This is a genomic window from Bradyrhizobium sp., assembly GCF_050014615.1.
Lineage (GTDB): Bacteria > Pseudomonadota > Alphaproteobacteria > Rhizobiales > Xanthobacteraceae > Bradyrhizobium.
In genome coordinates, this window is sequence record NZ_JBEKCZ010000002.1 from 1 (window position 1) to 21,162 (window position 21,162).

The following is a 21,162-nucleotide window of genomic DNA, read 5'->3' on the forward strand; positions in this document are numbered from 1 at the left end:
CCGATCCATGCAAAGCCAGCAGGCTGACACCGGTCGCGAGTAGCACCTTGCGCATAGTGAATCCTCCCATTTGTGAACGAAGCGGTTCCGTCAAAACGGTCCACTTTTCAGTTGTGTTCATCGCTAGTCCTACTCCGATCGGAAATAGGAAACTTGCCTAAGAGAGAAGTGCGTTTGCGCGAACGACTATATTTTTCTCACACGCCTTCTCCCAGGGGCTTCGCCTGGAGGGTCGCGGACGCTCCTTGGACTACGTATTCTCCACGGGACGTCTTCGCCCTCTTTTTGGATGAATGTTTTCCGATACCATGTCACAGCCTGTGGGTCGCATCACGGCCTGTGAATTTAGAGTGCGGCAAGCAATGCCCACCTAAGTCATCGAAACAACAACGGCTTTCCCCGTTCACCGCTGCTGACGAAGTCAGAAGAGAGCAAAGCTTAGGTAACTCCTTGCGCGGAAGCAAGTTATGATTTGCGACCGTCCGACGACCGATTTGATCGTCTCTTGCACTGCAATGTAAATGGGAACCGTTATGATTCCTGTTGAACAAAGAGGAGCCTGCGATTGGAACCGCCTGCGATAACAGCGCGCCCTGTCGGCATAGCCTTTAGTATTATTCTTGCGCTGCTCGTTTGGAGCCCGGCTCTGCGCGAGAGCGGGGCGCGCGAACAAGAAACGCTCGAACCGCTACGGATCTCCGAAGTCGCGCCCGGCATCTACGTTCACATCGGCGATATCGCTATGATGAATGAAGCCAATCAGGGCGATACCGCCAATTTGGGTTTTGTGGTTGGCGAGAATGCGGTGGCGGTAATCGATTCCGGTGGCAGCGTTCGAGAAGGGACGCGCCTGCTCGCCGCGATCCGCGCGGTGACGCCAAAGCCGGTGCGCTATGTCATCAACACGCATGTTCATCCGGATCACATTTTTGGTAACGCCGCGTTCGTCCGGGACGAAACCATCTTCGTGGGGCACAGGAACCTGCCGCGCGCGATGACGGCGCGGGGCGACTTTTACCTGAAGGCGTTCCGAATCCCGCTCGGTGACGCGCTCATCGACGAAGTGAGGATTGTTCAGCCCACGCTGCTCGTCGACGACGAAATGCCAATCGATCTCGGCGGGCGCAAGCTGATTTTGAAGGCATGGCAGGCCGGGCATACCGACAATGATTTGACCGTGTTCGATAGCGCAACTTCGACCCTGTTTGCCGGCGATCTGCTTTTCGTGGCGCATGTGCCGGTCCTTGACGGCAGCATTCGCGGCTTTCTCGCTGACTCCGAGGAGTTGCTGCGTATTCCCGCCGAGCGCGTTGTCCCCGGACATGGACCTGTTGTCAGCGATTGGCGAGGCGCTGTTGAGGACGAGCGCCGCTATTTCAATGGCCTGGTCAGCGAGCTGCGCGCGCTCATTGCCAAGGGGGTCCCGCTCTCCCAGGCTGCCAGGGAAGCCGGGCGAAGCGAACAGTCGCGGTGGAAATTATTCGACGAGTATGGCTCGCGCAACGTCATTGCTGCGTTCAGCGAACTCGAATGGGAATGAGGCCCTTCGCAAGCCGGGTTGCGCCAGGCGCGGCGCAGCTTGCTGCCTGTCGGCTTTTCGTATAATTTACGTTGACGCTGTTTCATTTTGGAAGTGGAACTCGGCCATGTCGACCTTCTCCAGAGTGATCGCCGCCGCGCTGATGGCGGCGGTTTTTGTTGCGGTGCCGACGGCGGTGCGAGCTCAGGCTACCGCCGGCCAGGATCAGCCCTCTGAAGAGACCTGGAACAGCATCAAGGACGACATCTTCAAAGGTCGCCCCATTCTCGATGGCTCCGGGCTGGTGATCCTCGATGCGCCACGGCGTGCCGAGGATGCCGCCGTCGTGCCGATCGGCATGCGCGTCAACTTTGCCGGCGACGACAAGCGTACGCTGCAATCGCTGACGCTTGTCATCGACGAAAATCCCGCGCCGGTCGCAGGAACGTTCACGATCGGCCCGCGTTCCGGCGTGACCTCGATTTCGACGCGCGTCCGCGTTAATTCCTATTCCTATGTACGGCTGGTGGCCGAACTCAGCGATGGCAAACTCTACGGCGTCAAGACATTCGTGAAAGCGTCCGGCGGATGCTCCGCGCCGGCTTCTTCGAACGGCGATGCCACCACGTCGATGCTCGGGCAGATGAAATTCCGCACGTTCAGGCCGGAGTCGGGCGCGCCGCCGGAAGCCCAGCTCATGATGCGTCATCCGCAAAATTCGGGCCTGCAGATGGATCAGCTGACACGGCTCTATATACCACCGTTCTTTATCGAGAATCTCAAGATCTGGCAGGGTGACAATCTGCTGGTGGAGATGGAAGGCGGCATCGCAATTTCGGAAGACCCGAACATCCGCTTCAACTTCAAGCCCAACGGTGCCGACAAGTTTCGCGCCGAAGCCATGGATACGACCAGGAAACTGTTCAGGGACGAATGGTCACTCGAAAAATCGGTGTTATAGCGCTGCCGATGCCCAAGGCTTGATTGGAAAAAGGCTTAACCTGTAAAGAGGCTTAACTTAGAAAAAGCAGGCTTAGCTTAGAAAAAAGGCTTGGTTCAAAAGCAGCGAACTTCCGCTTCCGCTTGCGCCCGCCGGAATTCCTGCAATGCCAGCTTCGCCGTTTCGGTCGATCGGAACTCGGAACCAACCGGTCCCGTGACCTGGGACATCGACAGGATGGTTTCGGTCGTCACATACCGGTCATAAGGGATCAGCGACGCAATCACGTCGATCGAGCAGGAACATTTTTGCAGGATTTCCTGCGTTTCGCCGTTGGCCTTCATGCAACCAAAGACGTAGTCCGCGCGCGCCGCCGTCGGATAATCGTTGAGATCATCGGCGCGGGCAGAGGGTGCCGCGGCGAAAATCAAGACCGCGAAAACTGCGCCTGATCCGAAGGTGCGAAAGCCGATCATCTCAACGCCTCTCTCAGGTGTCCTGCACGCAAGAGCGAAGGCCTGGTCCAGCCTGCGTCAAATCGGCGGCGCCGATCAGGACTTTTTGCCGTCGGCGCCGAGTTGCGACGCCACGATGCGCTGCAACACAGGCGAGCAGCGTGGCTGCATTGCGTGGCCAATTTTAAATAGTTCTGTCAGGATAGGTAATCCGGGTCAAGCTTGTGCGGCTGAAGCTTGCTGCACGCAACGTGGTAGGCTAAATCGCGTTCATGAACCTGAAAGTCTGCGCGTGGAATTAGCTCAGGTCCCCGCCCTCGATGTCAGCCGCGTCAGCCATCGCTACGGTGCGCGGGTCGCGTTGAACGATGTGAGCCTGACGGTCCGCCAATCGTCCTTTACCGTGCTGCTGGGATTGAACGGGGCCGGCAAGTCGACGCTGTTTTCGCTGATCACCCGTCTCTATGCGATCCGATCGGGACAAATCCGCATTTTCGGGCACGATGTGGCGAGCGAGCCGGGGGCGGCCCTGAGCAAGCTCGGTGTCGTGTTTCAGTCCCGCGCGCTCGATATCGACATATCGGTGCGGCAGAACCTGCTGTATCACGCTGCGCTGCATGGTATCGGCAGCAAGCGAGCCAGCGAGCTGATCGCGCAGGTCCTCGACCGCGTGGCCATGACGGACCGTAGCCTGGACCGCGTCGGAAATCTCTCGATCGGCCAGATGCGCCGCATCGAGATTGCCCGCGCGTTGCTGCACCAGCCCCGCCTGCTGTTGCTGGACGAACCGACGGTCGGTCTCGACATCAAGGCTCGCGCCGACATTCTCGATCATGTTCGCCGGCTATCGAAGGTGGAGGGCATCGGCGTGCTCTGGGCGACGCATCTCATCGACGAAGCCGGCGCGGGCGACGACGTCGTGATACTGCACAAAGGCAAGGTGCTGGCCGGTGGTGCGATCGGCGAGGTCGTCGGCAAGTCCGGCGGCACCGATCTGCGCGATGCGTTCAACCGTCTGACCGGAACGGCCGATCAGGGTGAACTGGAATCCGCCGGATGACGGTCGCCGCACAAGCAACTGACAGACACAGCTTCACGCTGGCGCAGTATTTTATCTGCTTCAAGGGCATCGTCTGGCGCGAAGCGTTGCGCTTTATTCATCAGCGCGAACGGTTCGTCTCCGCGCTGGTGCGCCCGCTGGTCTGGCTTTTCATTTTTGCCGCCGGATTTCGCCAGGTGCTCGGTCTCTCGATCATTCCGCCATACGAGACCTATGTCCTCTACGAGGTCTACATCGCGCCCGGGCTGATCGCGATGATCCAGCTTTTCAATGGCATGCAATCGTCGCTCACGATGGTCTATGACCGCGAGACCGGCGGCATGCGTACGCTGCTCGTCAGCCCGTTCCCGCGCTGGTGGCTGCTGACGTCGAAGCTGCTGGCGGGCACGCTGGTCTCCGTTCTGCAGGCCTATGCCTTCCTGCTGATCGCCTGGTTCTGGGAAATCGAGGCCCCGCCACTCGGCTATCTGGCGCTGTTGCCGGCGCTGCTGCTCAGTGGGTTCATGCTGGGCGCGCTGGGAATGCTGATTTCGTCGCTGATCAAGCAACTCGAGAACTTTGCCGGCGTGATGAATTTCGTGATCTTTCCGATGTTCTTTGCGTCGTCGGCGCTCTATCCGCTGTGGCGTGTCAAGGAATCGAGTCCGCTGTTGTACTATGTGTGTGAGCTCAATCCCTTTACGCATGCGACCGAACTGATCCGCTTTGCGCTGTATGAGCAGGTGGCGTGGGTTTCGCTGGCCGTCGTGGCCGGTTGCACGGCGGTATTCTTGTTCGGTGCGATCCTGGCCTACGATCCGGCCCGCGGCTTTCTGGCCCGCCGTAATACCGCGGCCGGCTGAAGCGATTTCGCCTGCTTCAGAACGTGGCCTTCAGGCCGGCATAAAGCGCGCGAGGCCGCACCGGACTGAGCGAACGCGGATCGGTAAACGGCGCACCGCCATTGGCGAAATTGGGAACGGCGCCGGTATCGAAGAATGTTCCGTAAGTTGAATAGAGACTGTTGAAGATATTATCCGCACGCGCGTAGATCTGGTACGTCTTGTCGATCTGATAGGACGCGTGCAGGTTGACCGTCGTATAGGCTGGCAATTGCGGCGCCTGATTGGATGCGTCGCCCACGAAATACTGGCTGCTGACATAGAGCAGGTCGCCGCCGACCTTGAAAGCATCGGTGATGTTGTAGTCGAAGCCCAGCTTGACGCGATGGCGCGGGACCGCCGGAACCTGATCGCCCGGCTGCACCTGGATATTTCCATTTGCATCGGCGAACGGGCTGTTGGAGCCGAGCATCAGGGCGTCGAGGAACCGCGCATCGATGAAGGTATAGCTGGCATGGAATTCGTAGACGCCGGACTTCAGGTTGGCCTCGGCTTCCACACCCTGGCGGCGCGTCGAGCCGACGTTCTGGAAATAGCCGAATCCCTGCAAGATTGGATCGGGGATCGAGAGGATGTCGTTCGAATTTGTGGTGCGGAAGGCGCCGAGCTTCCATCCAAGCGTACCGATGCCTGCGCCGAATTCGTGCGTGCCGCGCAGGCCCGCCTCCACGGTTTTGGACACCACCTGCTGTAGCGGCGGATCGGAGACGAGGAACGTTGCGAGGATGCAGGGTTGCGCGGGATTGGCGCAACCGAGCTCCAGCGGGGTCGGCGCGCGATTGGCCTCGGAATAGCCGGCATAGGCCGTCACGCCGGAGTTGATTTTATAAGTTCCGCCGATGGTCGGATTGAACCGGGTGTAGGTGTCACTTCCGTTCAGCGAGGTGCCGAGCTGATCCTGCAGACTGATGTTGGCGACATTGAAGCGGCCGCCGCCCGTGATCGAGAACGCATGGGTGACGTCGAAGGTGTCGAGCGCATAAATTCCGGTGTACTGGTTGATGGTATGCAGCCCGACCGGTCCGTCCGAAACCGGGTTGCCGGATTGGCCGAGGAATATTCCGCTGCCGCTGACGACATAGTTTGAATTGATGGTGCCCAGTTCGGCGGTGGCCGTGAAATTCGTCACGCTGTGGTCGAAGCTGCCTCCGACCACGAAATGATTGTTGTGTCCGAACAGTTGATCGGTATTGGTCGCCTGCAACGATGCACCCGACGTCGTCGAATGCGTCGTCGTTCGATCGTTTTCTCCGAGGGTGGCACCGAGAGGGAATGGATTGGAAAGCTGCAATCCATTCAGGCCGTTTGCCGGCGTGACGCCGTCGCCGAAACAAAGCAGCGTCGAATTGGGGGCCGCGCAGGCCTGAGCTCCGGTCGGATTGCCGTCCTGAGTCTGCTGATCGAAAATCCGCACATGGGCGATACCTTCGACAGTCCAGGTCGGCGTCACCTCGACCTTTCCGGTCAAATTGACATAGCCAACGCGATTTTCCGAAGTTTGCGGTGTGGTGTAGTCGGCGCTGTAGTTTTGCTGAAGCAGTTCGGCTGGCACGGTCGCGGCCGCACCGAAAGTGTTCTGCGCGGCACCCATATTCATGTGGAATTCGCCGGTGTCGGTCTTGTAGCCAACGTCGCCGTAGAAGCGGTGAACATTCGAGGTTGAAAATTCGCGAAAGCCGGCGTCATGAAGCCCTTCAATCGCGCCGTAGATCGCAAAATTATCGACCTCCTTGCCCCATTGTCCCGAGCTTTGAATGCGGCCGTAAGAGCCGCCCATGGTATTGATTTCGGCGCCGTGATAGGTGAAGCCGTCCTTCATCTGGATGTCGAGCGCGCCGCCCAACGCATTGAGACCGAACGCGGGATTGTTGGTGACAACGCCGACCGACCGAATAGCCGCGGTCGGGATCAAATCCCAATTCATGGTGTCGCCGAAGGCTTCGTTGATGCGCACGCCATTCTGGTAAACCGCGAGCCCCTGGGGGGTGCCGGACACCGGAGACGAGACGAAGCCGCGAAATTCCACATCGGGTTGAAATGGATTGCCCGCGACCTCGTTGACGATAATTCCCGGCACGCTCTGCACCAGGGCATCGGTAATATTCAGTGACTGGGTGCGCGCGATAGCGGTCACGTCGACGATGGTAACGCTCGCCGGCACCTTGTCGGGATCGATGCTGGAGCCGGCCAGCGGTGTCGTCGGATACACCAGCACTCTCGGCAGGTCGCGAGCGGTGCGGGAAGCCGTTTGATCGCGGCCTGGTTTAACCCCTGGCTTGGTTCCGGTTACCACGATCGGCGGCAGCGCCTGAGTGCCATTGGGCGTGCTTTCGGCGGTCGCTTGGGCCGTGCGTTGGGTGGCGTCTTGGGCATATGCATTCCCAGACAACAGCCATATCGATATCGGCACTGTAAGCAGTACCCGGACGCCCATCTGCTTCATCCCATTCCGCTCGGACTGCGCCGAGTCTCGTTGGCTGGAATGCTAGGGGATCGCCGACCTCTGGACGTCGGGAAATTTAGGTCGGGAAATCGGGAAAAAGTCCCGGTCGGCGTGGTTCAGGCGGGTTGAAACAATTGGGACGGCTGGATGCCGCAGGGCACCGTGGCTTCCACGGTAACTCCTTGATTTGTCGATGCCACGGTCATGGTGCCGCCCAAAGCCAGCACCCGCTCGTGCATGCCGAGCATGCCGAAACCCTGTTTATGGTCGGCCGGCAGGCCCGCGCCATTGTCGCGCACGCGCACCATGATCGCTTCCGTTCCGGCGGTTCCCGCGGCAAAGGACGCCGCTGGTTCGACCCTGACATCGACGTGTGTCGCGCCTGCGTGGCGGAAGACGTTGGTGAGGGCTTCCTGGATGATACGGTAGATCGTCAGTTCCGCGGTTTCGCCGCGTGCGCCGAGTGAGGGCGAGATCGAGGTTTCGATCACGACGCCGGGGTGGGTTTCGCGCCACAGGCGCATCAACGCCGCCAGCGCATCGCTCAGCCCGAGTTCCGCAAGTCCTGCGGGCCGCAGCCGCTCGAGGACACGTCGATTGAACTGCTGCAGGGCATTCACCTGATCGGACATCGCGCCGATATGCTTGCGCAAAGCCTCGAGATCCGGCTCGGGGGTATCGGCCAACCGCGTCAGCGCGGAGGTGTGCGCGCGCAGTGCAAACAGATAGGGGCCAAACTCGTCATGCAGGTCGCGCGCGATTTCCTTGCGCTCGACATCCTGCAGCGACACCACCCGTTCGGCGAGCTGCCGTTTCTCTTCGACCGCCGTCCCCAGCACGGACGCGAGATGGTTCAGTTTGCGGCAGATCGTGGCCAGCTCGGGCGAGCCGCTGGGCCGGACGCGGGTATCATAGCGGCCTGCCTCGATGCCGGTCATGGCATCCGTGAGCCCTTCGATCGGCGCCAGCGCGCGACTGACGACTGTCATCGTGATCAGGAAAAGCGCCACGGCGATCGCTGACCCGATCTCGATTTGATCGACGATCCCGTCCCAGATCTCGGCGATCTCGTCGTTCGGATGCGAAGTAATGACGAGCGATCCCAACGATTGCCCGTTCACCCCGATGGGCACGCTGACAGTCGTTTTCTCCGGGTAAATGAGGGCGACAAACCATTCGGGGACCTGCTGCGGTTCGCCTGAAACGTCCGGTGGCGCGGTTGCCGCAGATGCGCTGCCTGGGGCCGGGTCGCGGGTGATGCTGACATGGCGCAGTTGCTTCAGGCCTTCGACGATTTGTTCGAGCCTGGCTTCAGGATCGCGAGCCTCGCTGAGACCTGACACCAACGTCTCGACGAAGCCGCGCGCGAGCCGGATCACGCTTTGATCCTCGGCCATCACCCGTGGCGCAGCATCCAGCAGGAGCCGGGCGATGTTGATGACCAGACCGAGCACCATGATGAGCGCCAAAAGTGTGTTGAGCCGTCCACGCAAGGACAGCCTCTGCCATATCGCCATGTTCCGCTCCGGCAGCTGCGCGCTGTTTGGTCACCGACATTGACAGCCGAAAACAGCGGCTATCTAATTGAAGGTACCTCACTTCTTCTGGAAGGACATAGTGCGAAGGTGCAGCAAGCGAGAGATCAAACGCCGCTGTGGTATATCGCGTCCGGCGCCGCCGCTGGTCCGTGCCGTGTTGCGCTGCAAACTGATTTGCGAAGGCCTTCCGATCCAGGATCTTCCGATCGATGTCGATGCGCATCCTGATCGTTGACGATCATCCGATCGTGGCTTCCGGCTGTCGTGCGTTGCTGGCCGGCACCCCGGACGTCACAATTCTGGAGACGCCGGACGCGGAAAGCGGCGAGAAGGCCTTTGTCGCCGAGCGACCTGACGTTTGCATCGTTGATATCAATCTGCCGGGAGTCTCGGGCTTCGAGCTCGCCCGCAGAATTCTGGCGCGCGATGGGACGGCACGGATCATCATGTTCAGCATGAATGACGATCCGATATTTGCCGCGCGCGCCATCGAGGCGGGCGCCAAGGGTTATGTTTCAAAATCCGGCGATCCCGCCGATCTGGTCGAAGCCATTCGCAAGGTGGGCGAGGGCGGCGTATTCCTGCCGCCTGCGATCGCTCAAAGCGTCGCCTTTGCCGGTCCGGGATTTGCCGAGAACCGTCTTGCGAAACTGACAGCGCGCGAGATCGAAATATTGCGCCTGCTGGGTGCCGGCAAGAGTCTCTCGGAAATCGCGTGGCTGGTGCATTCATCCTACAAGACGATCGCAAATACCTCTTCCGGCATGCGCCAGAAGCTTGGTTTGCGCTCGTCTTCCGAATTAGTGCGCTTTGCGATCGAGAGCCGCCTGGTCTGAAAGCCTAACCGGCTGCCATCTGCGATACCAATCGCCGCATTTCATCACCGATCGATGCGACGATGTCCTTGTCGCGCTTTCCCCGTGACGGCGGCAGTGATTTCTCGGCAATGATGCGGGTCGGCCGGTCGCACAGCAAGAACAGGCGATCCGACAATTGGATCGCCTCGTCCAGATCATGGGTCACGAACAGCGTCGTTACCCTGGTCCGCGTCGTCAACGCCACGAGTTCGTCGCGCAGCCGGTCGGCGATGGCCTGATCTAGCGACACAAAGGGCTCGTCAAGCAGAAGAAAATCCGGCCGCCCCGCGAAGGCGCGGGCGATAGCCGTGCGTCGTGCAAGCCCCAGCGACAATTCGCCTGGATACCGTGCCAGATGCGAGCCGAGGCCGAGGATATCGACCAGTTCCGTCAAGTCGGCGGCGCTATCGCCGGCAGGCAGTGCAAGCCGGATGTTTTGCTCGACGGTGCGCCAGGGCAGCAGGCGAGGCTCCTGGAATACGATCCCGAGACGGCCGGCTCCGGGTGTGCGGATCTCACCGCGGAAATCCGGATCGAGCCCGGCTGCGATCCTCAGAATCGTGGTCTTGCCGCAACCGGAAGGACCGATCAGCGCTCCGAACGAGCCGGCTTCGAGCCGAAGTTTCAGACCGCGAACGACTTCAACCGGCGTGCCATCGGCCGACAGATAGGTCTTCGATTCGATGCAGAGTTCAAGCGGGGCGGCGTCGCCAGCGGTTTGCACGTCGTTCAAGCGGTTGTACCAGATAGCCTTCGATCACGAGCATAAGCACGATGAAGCAGATCGCATAGCTCAGTATCTGGGCCATGTCGAACAGCGAGAAAGCCGAACCCAGCACGAAACCCACGCCATTCGGACGTCCGATCAGTTCGACCACCAGCACGATCTTCCAGACAATCGAGAGCCCGGAACGCGAACAGGCCGCCAGATAGGGAGCGAATTGCGGGATGGTCACGTGGCGAACTCTTGTGAGCAGCGAGAACTTGAATGCCCTGGCCATTTCGTCAAGTTCGGGATCGAGCGCACGGGCGCCCTCGCGCATGATGACAATCACGTTCGGGAGTTTGTTGACGGCCACGGCCAGAATCGCGGCGGTCTCGTTGAGGCCGATCCAGATATAGGCGAAAATGATGGTTACGAGCGCAGGCATGTTAAGCAGCACGGTCAGCCACGGATCAGCGTAGCGATCGGCGGTTTTCGAACGTCCCATCGCGTAGCCCGCGACGATGCCGAGGATCATCGCGATCGCAAACGAGATGATCACCCGTCCAAGCGTACAGGCCATATGAAACGGCAGTTCGCCGGAACGCAGGTCAGCGAGCATGGTCGTGCCGACAGTCAGCGGACCCGGCAGCAGGCGGGATTGAACCAGCGCCGCTGCAAGCGCCCAGCCCGCAATCAGGATGGCGAGCGAATAAATCCTCGTCAACGCTCGGTCTCCCGCGGAGGAGTTTGCGAGGGCGTTTGATAGTAAAGGCCGGGATCGAGTTCCTGCAGCGGGCCCACAAGTTCCGGGCCGCCGATGCCGGCAAGCGTTTTGAACAGCGCCCGCGCGTCAGCCTGTTCCGCCGCTATTGTTCGCCGCGGCATACCCTCCCGGGTCTGGTCGCGATAGGCCTGGAATGTCGATTGATCTTCCGCATTCATCAGCGGCCGCAACGCATCCCATTCCGCGTCGGATCGGCGCATGATGTCGTTGGCGCTCTGCGCAACCGCGATGAAGCGATCGATGGTGCTTTTGTGACTTGTCGCAAAGCCTTCCGAAAATGCGTAACCGATCAGCGCGATCGGTTGCTCGAGCCCGAGGGCAACTTCCGCCTCACGTACGTCAAGCAGGCGGCGATAGCCCTGGGCCTCCAGCCTGGCGCAGAAGTTCCAGTAATTGAGGCCTGCCTCGGCCTCACCCTGTTGCAATTTTTGAAAGATCAGCGGCGGCGCGCCGTACTGGAGCGTCGCCTCGCGTTTGAGGTCAATTCCCTGGCGGATCGCGGCAGCCTGGACAATAAGCCAGCCTTTATCGAGCGGGCCGCCGGCAACGGCGAGAACGCGGCCCTTGAGGTCGCCAAGGCCTCGTAACGGCGAATCCGCCTTGACCATGATGGAGCCGACCGCGCTGGAATAGGGATAGAACAGCAATTTGGCGCCGAGCGCCCGCGCACGGGCGACCCAAAGCCAATCAACGACGGCCAGATCGACCGAACCACTGTTAAGCGCGAGTTTGCCGGCGTCCGGCGAAGCGTATTCGGTGATCTGCAAATCCAGGCCGGCGATCGAGGCGAGGTCGTGACGGCGGATCACGTCCAGCTGCCAGGCGAACGTGCCGGTCTTTTGCAGGCCTATTCGCAAAGTCTCGCCGGCCAGCGTTGGAATTGCCCAGACGAGCAGACAAAGCGCCGGGAAAATTTTGAACATTCACGATGTTTCCGGGCGATCGGAAATCTGCTGCAAAGCACAATCGATCGCGGGTTCGAGGGTAGCCTCCAACGCGGTCATTCTTGCGTGAAATAATTGACGCTACAAGCTGGAATTCCTTCGAGGGCTTGATGGCGCAAAGCGGCGAGCAGTTCCAGATGCAGCGCCGCAAAGTGCTACGAAAGTCGCCTGAACTATGGCTATATGCGGTCATGGCAGAGTTCAAGGCATGGGGGCGTTGTGTTGCGCCGACAAGACAGGCGGCAACATTCGGCCTGTTGCTGGCATTTGCGATCATCCCAACCGGCGCCCGCACTGCAACAATCGATACCGAGCATCTGTTCGGCTTCACCATCGGCAGCGATGTCGGAGAAGTCGGCGAAAAAGAGATAGAAGGTTCCTTAACCGGCCGATTTGGCAAACAGACCGGAACGTACAATGCGGGCTCGGGCACCTTGTCGGCGGAATCGGTGCCGATCGCCAACCTTCGAACCGAGATCACCGCCGAGGTCCTCGGTTATGGCATTACCGGCGTTACCGGATTGGCCGATCAGCAATATGCCGCATTCGGAGGCCTGTCCGCCGATATCCGCTACCAGTTTCTGGATCGCGCGACCGCGCCGTTCGGTTTTGCGGTGGGCGCCGAGCCTCGTTGGGGGCGGGCTGACGACGTGACCGGCCAACCTGGCAGCCAATATAGCGTTGACTTTGTTGCCGCCGCCGACTGGGAACCGATCCGCAATCGCGTCGTCGCGGCGTTCAATCTGCTCTACCAGCCCGAGACCACGCGTTTGAAATGGACCGGCACGTGGTCACAGCAATCAACCGCGGGCGTGGCGATTGCCGTGATGGCGCAGATTAAATCCGGGATCTTCATCGGTGGCGAAGCGCGCTATCTGCGCGCATATGACGGGATCGGTCTGCAAACACTCGCCGGACAAGGCTTTTTCATCGGGCCGACGGTATATATGCAACTCTCTGAAAAAGCCTGGATGGCGTTTGCCTGGAGCGCCCAGGTTGCGGGCGAGGCGACGACGTCAGTCGGTTCGCTCGATCTCGTCAATTTCGAGCGCCGGCAGGCGCGTCTGCTGTTCGGCGTAAATTTCTGAGTTCAAGCCAGCTATTTCGCGCAGTTTTTCAGGCTCTTCTCCTCGATCGAAAACACCAGGCCTTCCCTGACCTCGATGTTCGGGACCACGCAGGTCCGTCCGCTTTTATCGACAAACTTGACGTCATAGATGCCAGGCGGCGTATCGGTAATTTTCAGGCGCTCGTCATGATCGACGGTATGATCCCGATCGTTGTCGGCCTGATTCCGGCCCCAGTCGTTCTTGCCGGCGGGCGAAAGTTGCACCGAAGTGAGGGTGTTGGCGGTCAGGTTCCAGAGCCTTGTGTCCTTTGCCAACGCGCTCATCGGAAGCAACGCCGAAATGAAGATTATCAGAGCCGTTGCCCTGGCCATTTTTTGCTCCTCCCGGAATATTGCGGCGTCAGCCTTTGTTTCCCGTGTTGCGGATCGATCTGGACGAAACCAGCGACCACGGCTGAGCAGCCGGATCGCCGGTCACCGATGCAAACGCGCGGCGTGCCAGCGCAAATGATCTTCCATGAACGTCGACACGAAGTAATAGCTGTGGTCATAGCCGGGCTGGCGCCGCAGCACGAGGGGGATGTTCGCCTGCGAACACGCGCGCTCCAAGAGTTCAGGCCGAAGCTGGGCGGTCAGGAACTGATCGGCATCGCCGACATCGACCAGGAAATCGGAAAACCGCGCGCCATCCTCGATCAGCGCGACAGTATCGTGCTTGCGCCACGTATCGCGCGCCTCGCCGAGGTATCCGCCCAACGCCTTGATTCCCCACGGCACTTGTGACGGGGCAACGATCGGCGAAAAGGCGCTGGCGGCACGATAGCGGCCGGGATGACGTAGCGCGATGGTAAGGGCGCCATGGCCGCCCATCGAGTGACCGAGGATCGACTGCCGTTCGCGATCGACTGGAAAATCCTTGGCGAGCAGTTCAGGCAGTTCTTCGGTCACATAGCTCCACATGCGGTAGTGGCGCGCGAACGGCGCTTGTGTCGCATCGACATAGAAGCCGGCGCCAAGTCCGAAATCGTAGGCGCCGGCGGCATCGCCAGGCACGCCTTCGCCCCTCGGACTGGTATCCGGCGCCACAAGGATCAAGCCCAATTCGGCGCAGGCTCTGCGAAATTCGCCTTTTTCGGTGACATTGGCATGCGTGCAGGTCAGGCCTGAAAGATACCAGACCACCGGCAGCTTCGCGCCATCCTGATGCGGCGGGACATAGACCGCGAAGGTCATGCCGGTTCCGGTTTCGCGGCTGGCGTGCTTGTAAACACCCTGCACGCCACCGTGCGATCTGTTCAAGGAAACGGTTTCGAGCGTCATGATTCTATGGCTCCGGCGCCCCAACGACGCGAAGAGGACAGGTCGAATAGGTCATTTCGTTCGGGCGGCCTTGTCAAGCGAGCGTTACTGGAACCGGGAGTTACTTTCGTTGCGATGCGGCAGAAAACCGATGCGGCGCCGTGCAGGATCGATACGCCGGGCACATGGATGTCTGCCATCATCGTCGCGTGCCTCATTTCGCTGTTCCGCGAGCCAAACCGCGCGTTCTTTGTCGAAATTTTGAAACGGCGGGATTATTTGGGCGTAATATTATCAAGCAGCGCTTTGAATGGAGGAGGGCGGATTGATTGAAATCATCCTGACGGTCTGTGCCATCGCCAATCCCGCCAATTGCGAGGAAAAGGAGCTTCAGTTCGCCTGGGAAGGGTCACTCCGGCAATGCATGATGGCGGCGCAGCCCTATATCGCCGAATGGATTGGTCAACATCCTGCCTGGCGCGCCATGAAATGGAGCTGCGACTATCCTGGCAGCAAGAAGCGAAAGATTTGATTTGGCCACGCCGGGCGCGTGTGGCAAGCGCTGCGCGTTTGCGCCGCTTTGGGGCAGCGCACCTGGCGTTGTGGAGGTTTAATTCGGACCGAAGGCGATCCCCCAGGGCAATTCGCCGACCTGAATCGATTTGATGACCCGCAAGCGCGCGACGTCGATGACCGAAATGTCATTGGAAACGCCATTTGTGACCAGCAGGTATTTCTCGTCCGGCGTAAATGCGCCGTGCCAGACCCGTTGACCCACCAGCAGATATTTCAAGATGGTGTGAGTGACGCCGTCGACGACGGCCACCCGATTGGCAGGTCCGAGATCGATGAAGCCGAGCTTTCCGTCGCGGGTGATATTGATGCCGACGGGTTGAATGGCCTCGGATCGAAGGCCCGGAATTTCGAACTTGACCGTTTGCTTGAGCTGGCGTGTCGCCGGATCGATGATCGCGAGGTCGCCGCCGATTTCCGAGGTGACCCATAATTCCGATCCGTCAGCCTTGAATGCGGAAAAGCGCGGACGCGATCCGACCAGCAGGTTACCGACGATCTGGCGGCTTGCGGTGTCGATGAAATGGACCATGCTGGTTGTTTCGGACGAACACACCAGGATCTTGGAATCCGGGCTGACCGCCATGCCTTCAGGCTCGATGCCGACCGACACCTCGCCGATCGATGCGCGCTTCTCGAGGTCGATGACCGTCACCATCGCGTCATTTTCATTGGCGACGTAGAGGATCTTGCCCGCCGGATCGATCGTGAATTGCTCGGGATCGGGACCTGAAGGCAATTCGCCGACCACGCTCAGGCTCTTGGTGTCGATGACCTGTATGCTGTCGTCGTCGCCGAGGGCGACATAGACCAGTTTGCCGTCACGGGAGACTTCGATGCCGCGTGGCCGCTGTCCGGTCTTGATGGTTGCGATCGTCTCCATCTTGTCGGTGTCGATGACGGAAACCGTATTACCTTTTTCGTTGGAGACGTAGGCGAGAAAGGCGAGCGCGGGATCGACTGACAGCCCGGCCAAGGCAAACGTAAAGGCAGGCACCGCAATCCATCGCAAATCGAACATGTGGTATTCTCCCGACATCGGACGGCAACAATTCACAGACGACCGCATTTAGCATGTCGTTGCTCCCCATCGCCAATGGAGTATCTTGACCGGCACGCGCAAATGCGACGGAAAACACAGCGAAGCTGCCGGTAATGCGGCATGAACGCGATATTGCGGTGCACCGAATCATTGGTTGTATCTAAAAGCATGGGTTCCGTCTGAAACATCGCATGGGAGGCACAATTTGCTCCGGATTTTCCTTGCTGTCTGCCTACTGACGGTTTCATGCGGAGCGGGCCTGGCGTCCGACGAGCCGGCGGAAATCAAGATCGGCTACCTGCGCCAGCTGCCATCGAAGATCAGGATATCGCTGATCGATGTACCGGCGGCCAATGACGGACTCGCTGGAGCCCAATTGGCCACCGAAGACGACAACGCTACCGGCCGCTTTCTCCATCAGCGCTACACCCTGGTTGAGCGCGTGCTTGGCGAGGGCGACGATCCGGTCGCGGCCATGAATGCGCTCGCCGACCAGGGCGTGTCCTTTATCGTGACCAGCCTCGATGCGGATCGGCTGCTGAAGGTCGCGGACGCCGGTCAGGCGCGCGGGGAGACGTTGATCAACGCATCCGCACTGGACGAACGCCTGCGCGAGCAGGATTGTCGCGCCAACGTCATACATGTTGCGCCGACGCGTTCCATGCTTGCCGACGCGCTGGCGCAATACCTGATCTGGAAGAAGTGGGACAAATGGGTGCTGCTCAGAGGCTCACACGAAAACGATGGTCTGTTCGCCGAAGCATTGCGTCACGCCGCGACCCGGTTCGGTGCCAAGATCGTCGAGGAGCGCGAGTTCAGGGATAACGGCGGTGCGCGACGCACCGATAGCGGTGTCGCCGAGATTCAGCGGCAGATGCCGGTGGTGACGCAAGGATTGCCCGCTCACGACGTGCTCGTTGCGGCGGATGAAAGCGAGGTTTTTGCCGGCTATTTGCCGTTTAGGACATGGGATGCCCGACCGGTCGCGGGCTCGGCGGGGCTCGTCCCCGTTAGCTGGAACGCGGCGTTCGACCAATGGGGCGCCGTGCAGTTGCAGAACCGTTTCACCAAAGCCTATCAGCGCCCGATGACGTCGCAGGACATCCAGGCCTGGACCGCCGTTCGCATGATCGGCGAGGCGGCGGTCCGAAGCGGCTCCGCCGATTCCGGCAAGATGCTCGCTTATATCAAAGGTCCGGAATTCTCGGTCGCAGCTTTCAAGGGTCAAAAACTGACCCTGCGCGACTGGAACCTGCAACTACGGCAGCCGATCCTGCTGTTCGATGGCAGGAATACCGTATCCGTTTCTCCGCAGGAGGGTTTCCTTCATCAGGTTTCGGCGCTTGATACGCTCGGGCTCGATCGCCCCGAAACCAGGTGCAAGTTCAAGTGACGATCGTCGCGACCGGCCTGGCACGGAGCCGTTCGGCACTCCGCGAAATAAAAGCCTGGGCGCGGATGCTGAAGCGCGAGGTTCATGCGATCTATTTTGCCGCTCAGAGCCCGCGCGTGCCCTGGTACACCAAGTGTCTGGCGATGGCCGTTGCCGGATATGCGCTTTCGCCGATCGACCTCATTCCGGATTTCATCCCCATCCTCGGCTATGTGGACGATTTGATTATCGTGCCGCTGGGAATATGGCTGGTGCTGTCATTGATCCCGGAAGACGTCATGACTGCGTGCCGCGCTCGCGCGGATCAGGCCGTCACGGGTCCGCACGGCAAGACCGCAGCGATCGCTATCATCGCGATCTGGATTCTCGGTGCGGCCGTGTTGGTTTGGATCGCGTTGGTCTACTGGCGCGGAACAAACTAGGTCACGTGCAAATCGCCGTCGTTGATGCCGTTGGCGCACATTGTATGCGTGTGCGGCTCGCAAATTGCGTTCGCGCAAATACGTATTTCTACGGAGGCGGATTGCTGATTGTGGCGCCGCTCCCGATCCAGGCGGCAATTGTTTTGGGGATGAAAGTGCGGCGCTGCGATTTTCGGCACGAAGCTTGCTTTCTTGACCGAGCCGGAAATTACAGGAGAGCACTGGATGACACGCATCATCCTCTGTTTGGCTATTTTCGGTTGTCTGATCGGGGCTGTGAATGCCCGTAACTTGGGACAGTGGGGCGCGGTCGATCCCGAACTTCGGCAGTGGTACGAAGCGCTGATGCAGCCGGACGTTCCGAATGCATCCTGTTGCGGCGAAGCCGACGCTTACTGGGCCGATGAAGTTCATGTCAGGGACGGCAAAACCTACGCGATCATCACCGATGACAGGGACGATGCGCCGCGCAACCGGCCTCACGTCGATATCGGAACGGAAATTGAAATTCCGACCAACAAGCTCAAATGGGACAAATCCAATCCAACCGGTCACGGCATCGTGTTCCTCAGTCGTAACCGCTATGTATTCTGTTACGTTCAACCCGGCGGGGTGTGATAAATCGCGTCTGCTGAATCGAATGTGCGCAGACCTGTCCGTCGGCCAACGCACGGATGACGATAATCTGCAGACTGTTGATCAGATCCAGCCGCGGGCCATTGACGCCGACGGTCTCAGCGTCCATCGATCAGAGCCATGAAATCAGTCTCCCGTTTTCCGGATTGGTGTTCGCTCTCCGAGAGCGATCGTGTGGCCGCGCTGGCGCAGAGCAGGAGACGGCTCGCCGGCATCGGACGCAGACTCCATGCCGTCGAGCAGATCTTGCCAGCGGACGTTTCGAACCGGGGTCCGCTCGACGGGATGCCTTACGCTGCCAAGGACATGATCGCGACCGGTAAGATCGAGCCATCATGGGGGTGTTCCGAACCTATGGCGGCCGCGCTTCCGCGCGCGTCGGTGATTGATCGCATGGAACAGGCTGGAGCCTGCCTCATCGGGACTGCTGCGATGACAGAGCTGGCCTACGAACCATCCGGTTTCGTTCGCGGCGGTGCTCTTAATCCGTGGTGCCCGGATGCAATTCCGGGCGGATCATCGAGCGGATCTGCGATCCTGGTCGCGTCCGGAGTCTGTTTTGCCGCGCTAGGTTCCGACACCGGCGGATCGATCCGTATTCCAGCGCACTGCTGCGGCGTTACCGGTCTCAAGCCGAGCTATGGCCGGATACCGCTTGACGGCACGATGGCTCTGGCGCCGAGCCTCGATACCATCGGGATCATCACCCGAAGCGCAGCGGAACTTGCGTTGATATGGCGGTCGAATACTGGTGAGCGCGCAAGCCTGGTCACGGAAAAGCCGTCGGGTACCATGCTGGCGGACGCGTTCGGCGCCTGCGATCCTGAAATCAGTGAAATTTGTCGTAGCGCCATCGACGTGCTCGCTGAAACCGGTATGTCCATCGATGCTAGATCCGGATTTCCCGAGCAGGCGGATCAAAATGCATTGCTGGTGCTGCAGGCGGAGGCAGCCCGGCAGCACAGCGAGCTTATTGATGATCCGCGCATCGACCCAACCTTGCGAAAACGCCTGAGCAAAGGCCTGACGATATCAGATCAATCACTTGGCCTGGCTCTTGATGCCCGCGGTGTGCTTCGTGGTGATTTTCTGTCGCGTTATCTTGGTGAAGCGACCGTCGCTCTGCTTCCGGTGATGCCGATCAGGACACCAGGTGTTGAGGATGTCGATACGGGGTCGGCGAATTTCAATCCGCGGGTGCTTTACGCGCTCAGCCGCTTCACCCGCTTCGTCAACTATTTCGGCTTGCCCGCTCTTGCTGTACCCGCAGGCTTTGACAGCCGGGGTATGCCGGTTGGTCTTCAAATTATCGGACGGCCGGGCAGCGACGCGCTGTTGCTTGAAATCGGGGTCAGGTTGCAGGCCCGGACCGATTGGCACGGTCGTGTGCCGACGGCGATTATGTCCGATGTCGCTGGCGAGCAAGGATTGATTGGGTGATTTGCCATCAATTCCCGCCGGCCGGCCTGCGCGATTCCGGCTTCAATTGGGCCCTGGAATGTTGCGCTGGGCGTGCGTGATATGACACGATCCTTGCATCGGATAGCACGACAATCTGACAGAGACTGAAACGGAGGGTCGACCGTGCGGATATCAGGACAGTGGATCAAGCTTCTCTTGCTGGTCGGGGCCGTCGGATTGCTGCCGCTGCCCGCGAGAGCCGTTGGACCTGAACCGGCGCCATTGGCGCAGCCGGTTCAATTGACGATCGGCTATCAGAAAGTCGGCCATTTGGCCCCCATTATTCTCATTGGCGACGAACTGAAGAAGCTCGGCGTCGATCTCAAACTGGTCGAGTTTGTCCGTTACGCCGACGCGCGCACCGCGCTGCTGGCCGGGTCTCTCGACGCCGCTTCGGTCGGACCCGCCGATCTCGCCATCTCGCTGGCGCAGGGTTCGACCAATGTAGTCGGGCTGATGGGCGTCGGCTCGTCACCGAAATACGTGATTGGCCGAAAGGGTGTGACGTTCGACTCCTGGGCTGATCTGAAAGGCAAGAAGATCGCCATCGCCCCGGGTTCCGCGGTCTGGTTTCAGTTCGCCGCGACGCTGGTTGAAAAGGGCATCCCCTATAACAGCTTCGAGGCCGTCAATATTCAGGGCGGCGGCGCAAATTTCGATCAGGCTTTGAAAAAAGGCGATGTCGACGGTCTCGTCACATGGGAGCCGTTCGAGTCGATTCCGCAAATCGATGGTTACGGTTACTTTGCCAAAGGCCTCGAATACAGCTCGTCGAATGCTGTTGGCGCCGAGCTTGGAATGTTCATGGCGGCGAGGCAGGCTGTCGATACCAAGCGCGCAGCACTTGAGCGCTTTGTTTGGGTCTATCTCAAAAAGCAGGAAGAGCTCGCTAAATCTCCTGCGGAATTCGCCGCGGCCTATGCCCAGCTCTCCGGCATGGCGCCTGATGTTGCCGCGCAAGCGTCGCAGATCATCAAACTGGGAGAGGTGATTTCGCCCGAACAGATCAAGCGCCAAGCCAAGGGATTTGCAGACCTTGGTGTCATCCAGAAGGATGTCTCGGATCAGATCGATGCGCATTGGGACAGCTCTTTCGTGGAGAAAGCGCTCGGCAAGTGACGACACAGGCGAGCCTGCTCG

21 protein-coding genes are annotated in these 21,162 nt (G+C 59.9%); 12 read left to right on the forward strand and 9 right to left on the reverse strand.

Features of this window, described 5'->3' with window-relative positions; all coding sequences use genetic code 11:
- Positions 1-565 precede the first annotated feature (565 nt).
- Together ABR948_RS00460 and ABR948_RS00465 are read left to right on the forward strand one after the other, a co-directional pair.
- Positions 566-1,540: a quinoprotein relay system zinc metallohydrolase 2 gene (locus tag ABR948_RS00460; RefSeq protein ID WP_428113150.1), complete on the forward strand. Its 975-nt coding sequence runs from the start codon at positions 566-568 to the stop codon at positions 1,538-1,540.
- A gap of 106 nt (positions 1,541-1,646) precedes the next feature.
- Complete coding sequence (locus ABR948_RS00465) at positions 1,647-2,480, forward strand: quinoprotein dehydrogenase-associated SoxYZ-like carrier (RefSeq protein ID WP_428113153.1); 834 nt, start codon at positions 1,647-1,649, stop codon at positions 2,478-2,480.
- Positions 2,481-2,575: 95 nt separating this feature from the next.
- Here the strand turns inward: ABR948_RS00465 and ABR948_RS00470 are convergent, their stop codons facing one another.
- Complete coding sequence (locus ABR948_RS00470; protein ID WP_428113154.1) at positions 2,576-2,935, reverse strand: hypothetical protein; 360 nt, start codon at positions 2,933-2,935, stop codon at positions 2,576-2,578.
- Between the two features lie 271 nt (positions 2,936-3,206).
- On the opposite strand from ABR948_RS00470, the gene ABR948_RS00475 reads away from it, so the two are divergent.
- Both ABR948_RS00475 and ABR948_RS00480 read left to right on the forward strand, forming a co-directional pair.
- Positions 3,207-3,974, forward strand: a complete 768-nt coding sequence (locus ABR948_RS00475) for an ABC transporter ATP-binding protein (protein WP_428113156.1) — start codon at positions 3,207-3,209, stop codon at positions 3,972-3,974.
- Positions 3,971-4,816, forward strand: a complete 846-nt coding sequence (locus tag ABR948_RS00480; RefSeq protein ID WP_428113159.1) for an ABC transporter permease — start codon at positions 3,971-3,973, stop codon at positions 4,814-4,816. The genes ABR948_RS00475 and ABR948_RS00480 overlap by 4 nt, the downstream gene beginning before the upstream one ends.
- Positions 4,817-4,832: 16 nt before the next feature.
- Here the strand turns inward: ABR948_RS00480 and ABR948_RS00485 are convergent, their stop codons facing one another.
- Positions 4,833-7,298, reverse strand: coding sequence for a TonB-dependent receptor (locus tag ABR948_RS00485; RefSeq protein WP_428113160.1), 2,466 nt, complete (start codon positions 7,296-7,298; stop codon positions 4,833-4,835).
- Positions 7,299-7,414: 116 nt separating this feature from the next.
- Positions 7,415-8,809, reverse strand: a complete 1,395-nt coding sequence (locus ABR948_RS00490; RefSeq protein ID WP_428113285.1) for a histidine kinase — start codon at positions 8,807-8,809, stop codon at positions 7,415-7,417.
- Between the two features lie 242 nt (positions 8,810-9,051).
- Between ABR948_RS00490 and ABR948_RS00495 the strand changes: the two genes are divergently transcribed.
- Positions 9,052-9,672: a response regulator gene (locus ABR948_RS00495; RefSeq protein ID WP_428113287.1), complete on the forward strand. Its 621-nt coding sequence runs from the start codon at positions 9,052-9,054 to the stop codon at positions 9,670-9,672.
- A 4-nt stretch (positions 9,673-9,676) separates the two neighbouring features.
- Here ABR948_RS00495 and ABR948_RS00500 read toward each other — a convergent pair whose 3' ends face one another.
- The 3 genes from ABR948_RS00500 to ABR948_RS00510 are packed head-to-tail and all read right to left on the reverse strand — an operon-like array spanning position 9,677 to position 12,106.
- Positions 9,677-10,417, reverse strand: a complete 741-nt coding sequence (locus tag ABR948_RS00500) for an ABC transporter ATP-binding protein (RefSeq protein WP_428113289.1) — start codon at positions 10,415-10,417, stop codon at positions 9,677-9,679.
- A complete protein-coding gene (locus ABR948_RS00505; RefSeq protein ID WP_428113162.1) occupies positions 10,386-11,123 on the reverse strand; it encodes an ABC transporter permease in 738 nt (245 codons plus the stop codon). Before ABR948_RS00505 ends, ABR948_RS00500 begins: the two co-directional genes overlap by 32 nt.
- Positions 11,120-12,106 (reverse strand): ABC transporter substrate-binding protein, encoded by a 987-nt coding sequence (locus tag ABR948_RS00510; protein WP_428113165.1) that lies wholly within the window; start codon positions 12,104-12,106, stop codon positions 11,120-11,122. Before ABR948_RS00510 ends, ABR948_RS00505 begins: the two co-directional genes overlap by 4 nt.
- Before the next feature lie 131 nt (positions 12,107-12,237).
- Here ABR948_RS00510 and ABR948_RS00515 point away from each other — a divergent pair, with 131 nt between their 5' ends.
- Positions 12,238-13,215, forward strand: coding sequence for a DUF6662 family protein (locus ABR948_RS00515; protein WP_428113167.1), 978 nt, complete (start codon positions 12,238-12,240; stop codon positions 13,213-13,215).
- Between the two features lie 11 nt (positions 13,216-13,226).
- Here ABR948_RS00515 and ABR948_RS00520 read toward each other — a convergent pair whose 3' ends face one another.
- A complete protein-coding gene (locus tag ABR948_RS00520) occupies positions 13,227-13,568 on the reverse strand; it encodes a hypothetical protein (RefSeq protein WP_428113170.1) in 342 nt (113 codons plus the stop codon).
- A 102-nt stretch (positions 13,569-13,670) separates the two neighbouring features.
- Positions 13,671-14,516 (reverse strand): S-formylglutathione hydrolase, encoded by an 846-nt coding sequence (gene fghA / locus ABR948_RS00525; protein WP_428113171.1) that lies wholly within the window; start codon positions 14,514-14,516, stop codon positions 13,671-13,673.
- Between the two features lie 304 nt (positions 14,517-14,820).
- Here fghA and ABR948_RS00530 point away from each other — a divergent pair, with 304 nt between their 5' ends.
- Positions 14,821-15,027, forward strand: coding sequence for a hypothetical protein (locus ABR948_RS00530; protein WP_428113174.1), 207 nt, complete (start codon positions 14,821-14,823; stop codon positions 15,025-15,027).
- A gap of 78 nt (positions 15,028-15,105) precedes the next feature.
- Here ABR948_RS00530 and ABR948_RS00535 read toward each other — a convergent pair whose 3' ends face one another.
- On the reverse strand, positions 15,106-16,089 hold the full coding sequence (locus ABR948_RS00535) for a PQQ-dependent catabolism-associated beta-propeller protein (protein ID WP_428113177.1): 984 nt from the start codon (positions 16,087-16,089) through the stop codon (positions 15,106-15,108).
- A gap of 226 nt (positions 16,090-16,315) precedes the next feature.
- On the opposite strand from ABR948_RS00535, the gene ABR948_RS00540 reads away from it, so the two are divergent.
- From ABR948_RS00540 to ABR948_RS00560, 5 genes are all read left to right on the forward strand, one after another.
- Entirely contained in the window at positions 16,316-17,503 is a 1,188-nt protein-coding gene (locus tag ABR948_RS00540) for an ABC transporter substrate-binding protein (RefSeq protein ID WP_428113179.1), read from the forward strand.
- Positions 17,504-17,568: 65 nt separating this feature from the next.
- On the forward strand, positions 17,569-17,925 hold the full coding sequence (locus ABR948_RS00545; protein WP_428113291.1) for a YkvA family protein: 357 nt from the start codon (positions 17,569-17,571) through the stop codon (positions 17,923-17,925).
- A gap of 192 nt (positions 17,926-18,117) precedes the next feature.
- The gene (locus tag ABR948_RS00550) at positions 18,118-18,543 is read left to right on the forward strand and encodes a hypothetical protein (protein WP_428113182.1); all 426 of its coding nucleotides are present in this window, start codon (positions 18,118-18,120) and stop codon (positions 18,541-18,543) included.
- A 138-nt stretch (positions 18,544-18,681) separates the two neighbouring features.
- A complete protein-coding gene (locus ABR948_RS00555; RefSeq protein WP_428113184.1) occupies positions 18,682-20,001 on the forward strand; it encodes an amidase in 1,320 nt (439 codons plus the stop codon).
- A gap of 144 nt (positions 20,002-20,145) precedes the next feature.
- Entirely contained in the window at positions 20,146-21,141 is a 996-nt protein-coding gene (locus tag ABR948_RS00560) for an ABC transporter substrate-binding protein (RefSeq protein WP_428113186.1), read from the forward strand.
- Positions 21,142-21,162: the final 21 nt, after the last annotated feature.

Excerpts from the sequence above, each read along its gene's own strand:
- ABR948_RS00510 (WP_428113165.1), bottom strand. The coding sequence starts at position 12,106 with ATGTTCAAAATTTTCCCGGCGCTTTGTCTGCTCGTCTGGGCAATTCCA.
- ABR948_RS00465 (WP_428113153.1), top strand. The coding sequence starts at position 1,647 with ATGTCGACCTTCTCCAGAGTGATCGCCGCCGCGCTGATGGCGGCGGTT.
- ABR948_RS00485 (WP_428113160.1), bottom strand. The coding sequence starts at position 7,298 with ATGAAGCAGATGGGCGTCCGGGTACTGCTTACAGTGCCGATATCGATA.
- ABR948_RS00555 (WP_428113184.1), top strand. The coding sequence starts at position 18,682 with ATGAAATCAGTCTCCCGTTTTCCGGATTGGTGTTCGCTCTCCGAGAGC.
- ABR948_RS00495 (WP_428113287.1), top strand. The coding sequence starts at position 9,052 with ATGCGCATCCTGATCGTTGACGATCATCCGATCGTGGCTTCCGGCTGT.
- ABR948_RS00480 (WP_428113159.1), top strand. The coding sequence starts at position 3,971 with ATGACGGTCGCCGCACAAGCAACTGACAGACACAGCTTCACGCTGGCG.
- ABR948_RS00470 (WP_428113154.1), bottom strand. The coding sequence starts at position 2,935 with ATGATCGGCTTTCGCACCTTCGGATCAGGCGCAGTTTTCGCGGTCTTG.
- ABR948_RS00515 (WP_428113167.1), top strand. The coding sequence starts at position 12,238 with ATGGCGCAAAGCGGCGAGCAGTTCCAGATGCAGCGCCGCAAAGTGCTA.
- ABR948_RS00535 (WP_428113177.1), bottom strand. The coding sequence starts at position 16,089 with ATGTTCGATTTGCGATGGATTGCGGTGCCTGCCTTTACGTTTGCCTTG.
- ABR948_RS00545 (WP_428113291.1), top strand. The coding sequence starts at position 17,569 with ATGCTGAAGCGCGAGGTTCATGCGATCTATTTTGCCGCTCAGAGCCCG.
- ABR948_RS00520 (WP_428113170.1), bottom strand. The coding sequence starts at position 13,568 with ATGGCCAGGGCAACGGCTCTGATAATCTTCATTTCGGCGTTGCTTCCG.
- fghA (WP_428113171.1), bottom strand. The coding sequence starts at position 14,516 with ATGACGCTCGAAACCGTTTCCTTGAACAGATCGCACGGTGGCGTGCAG.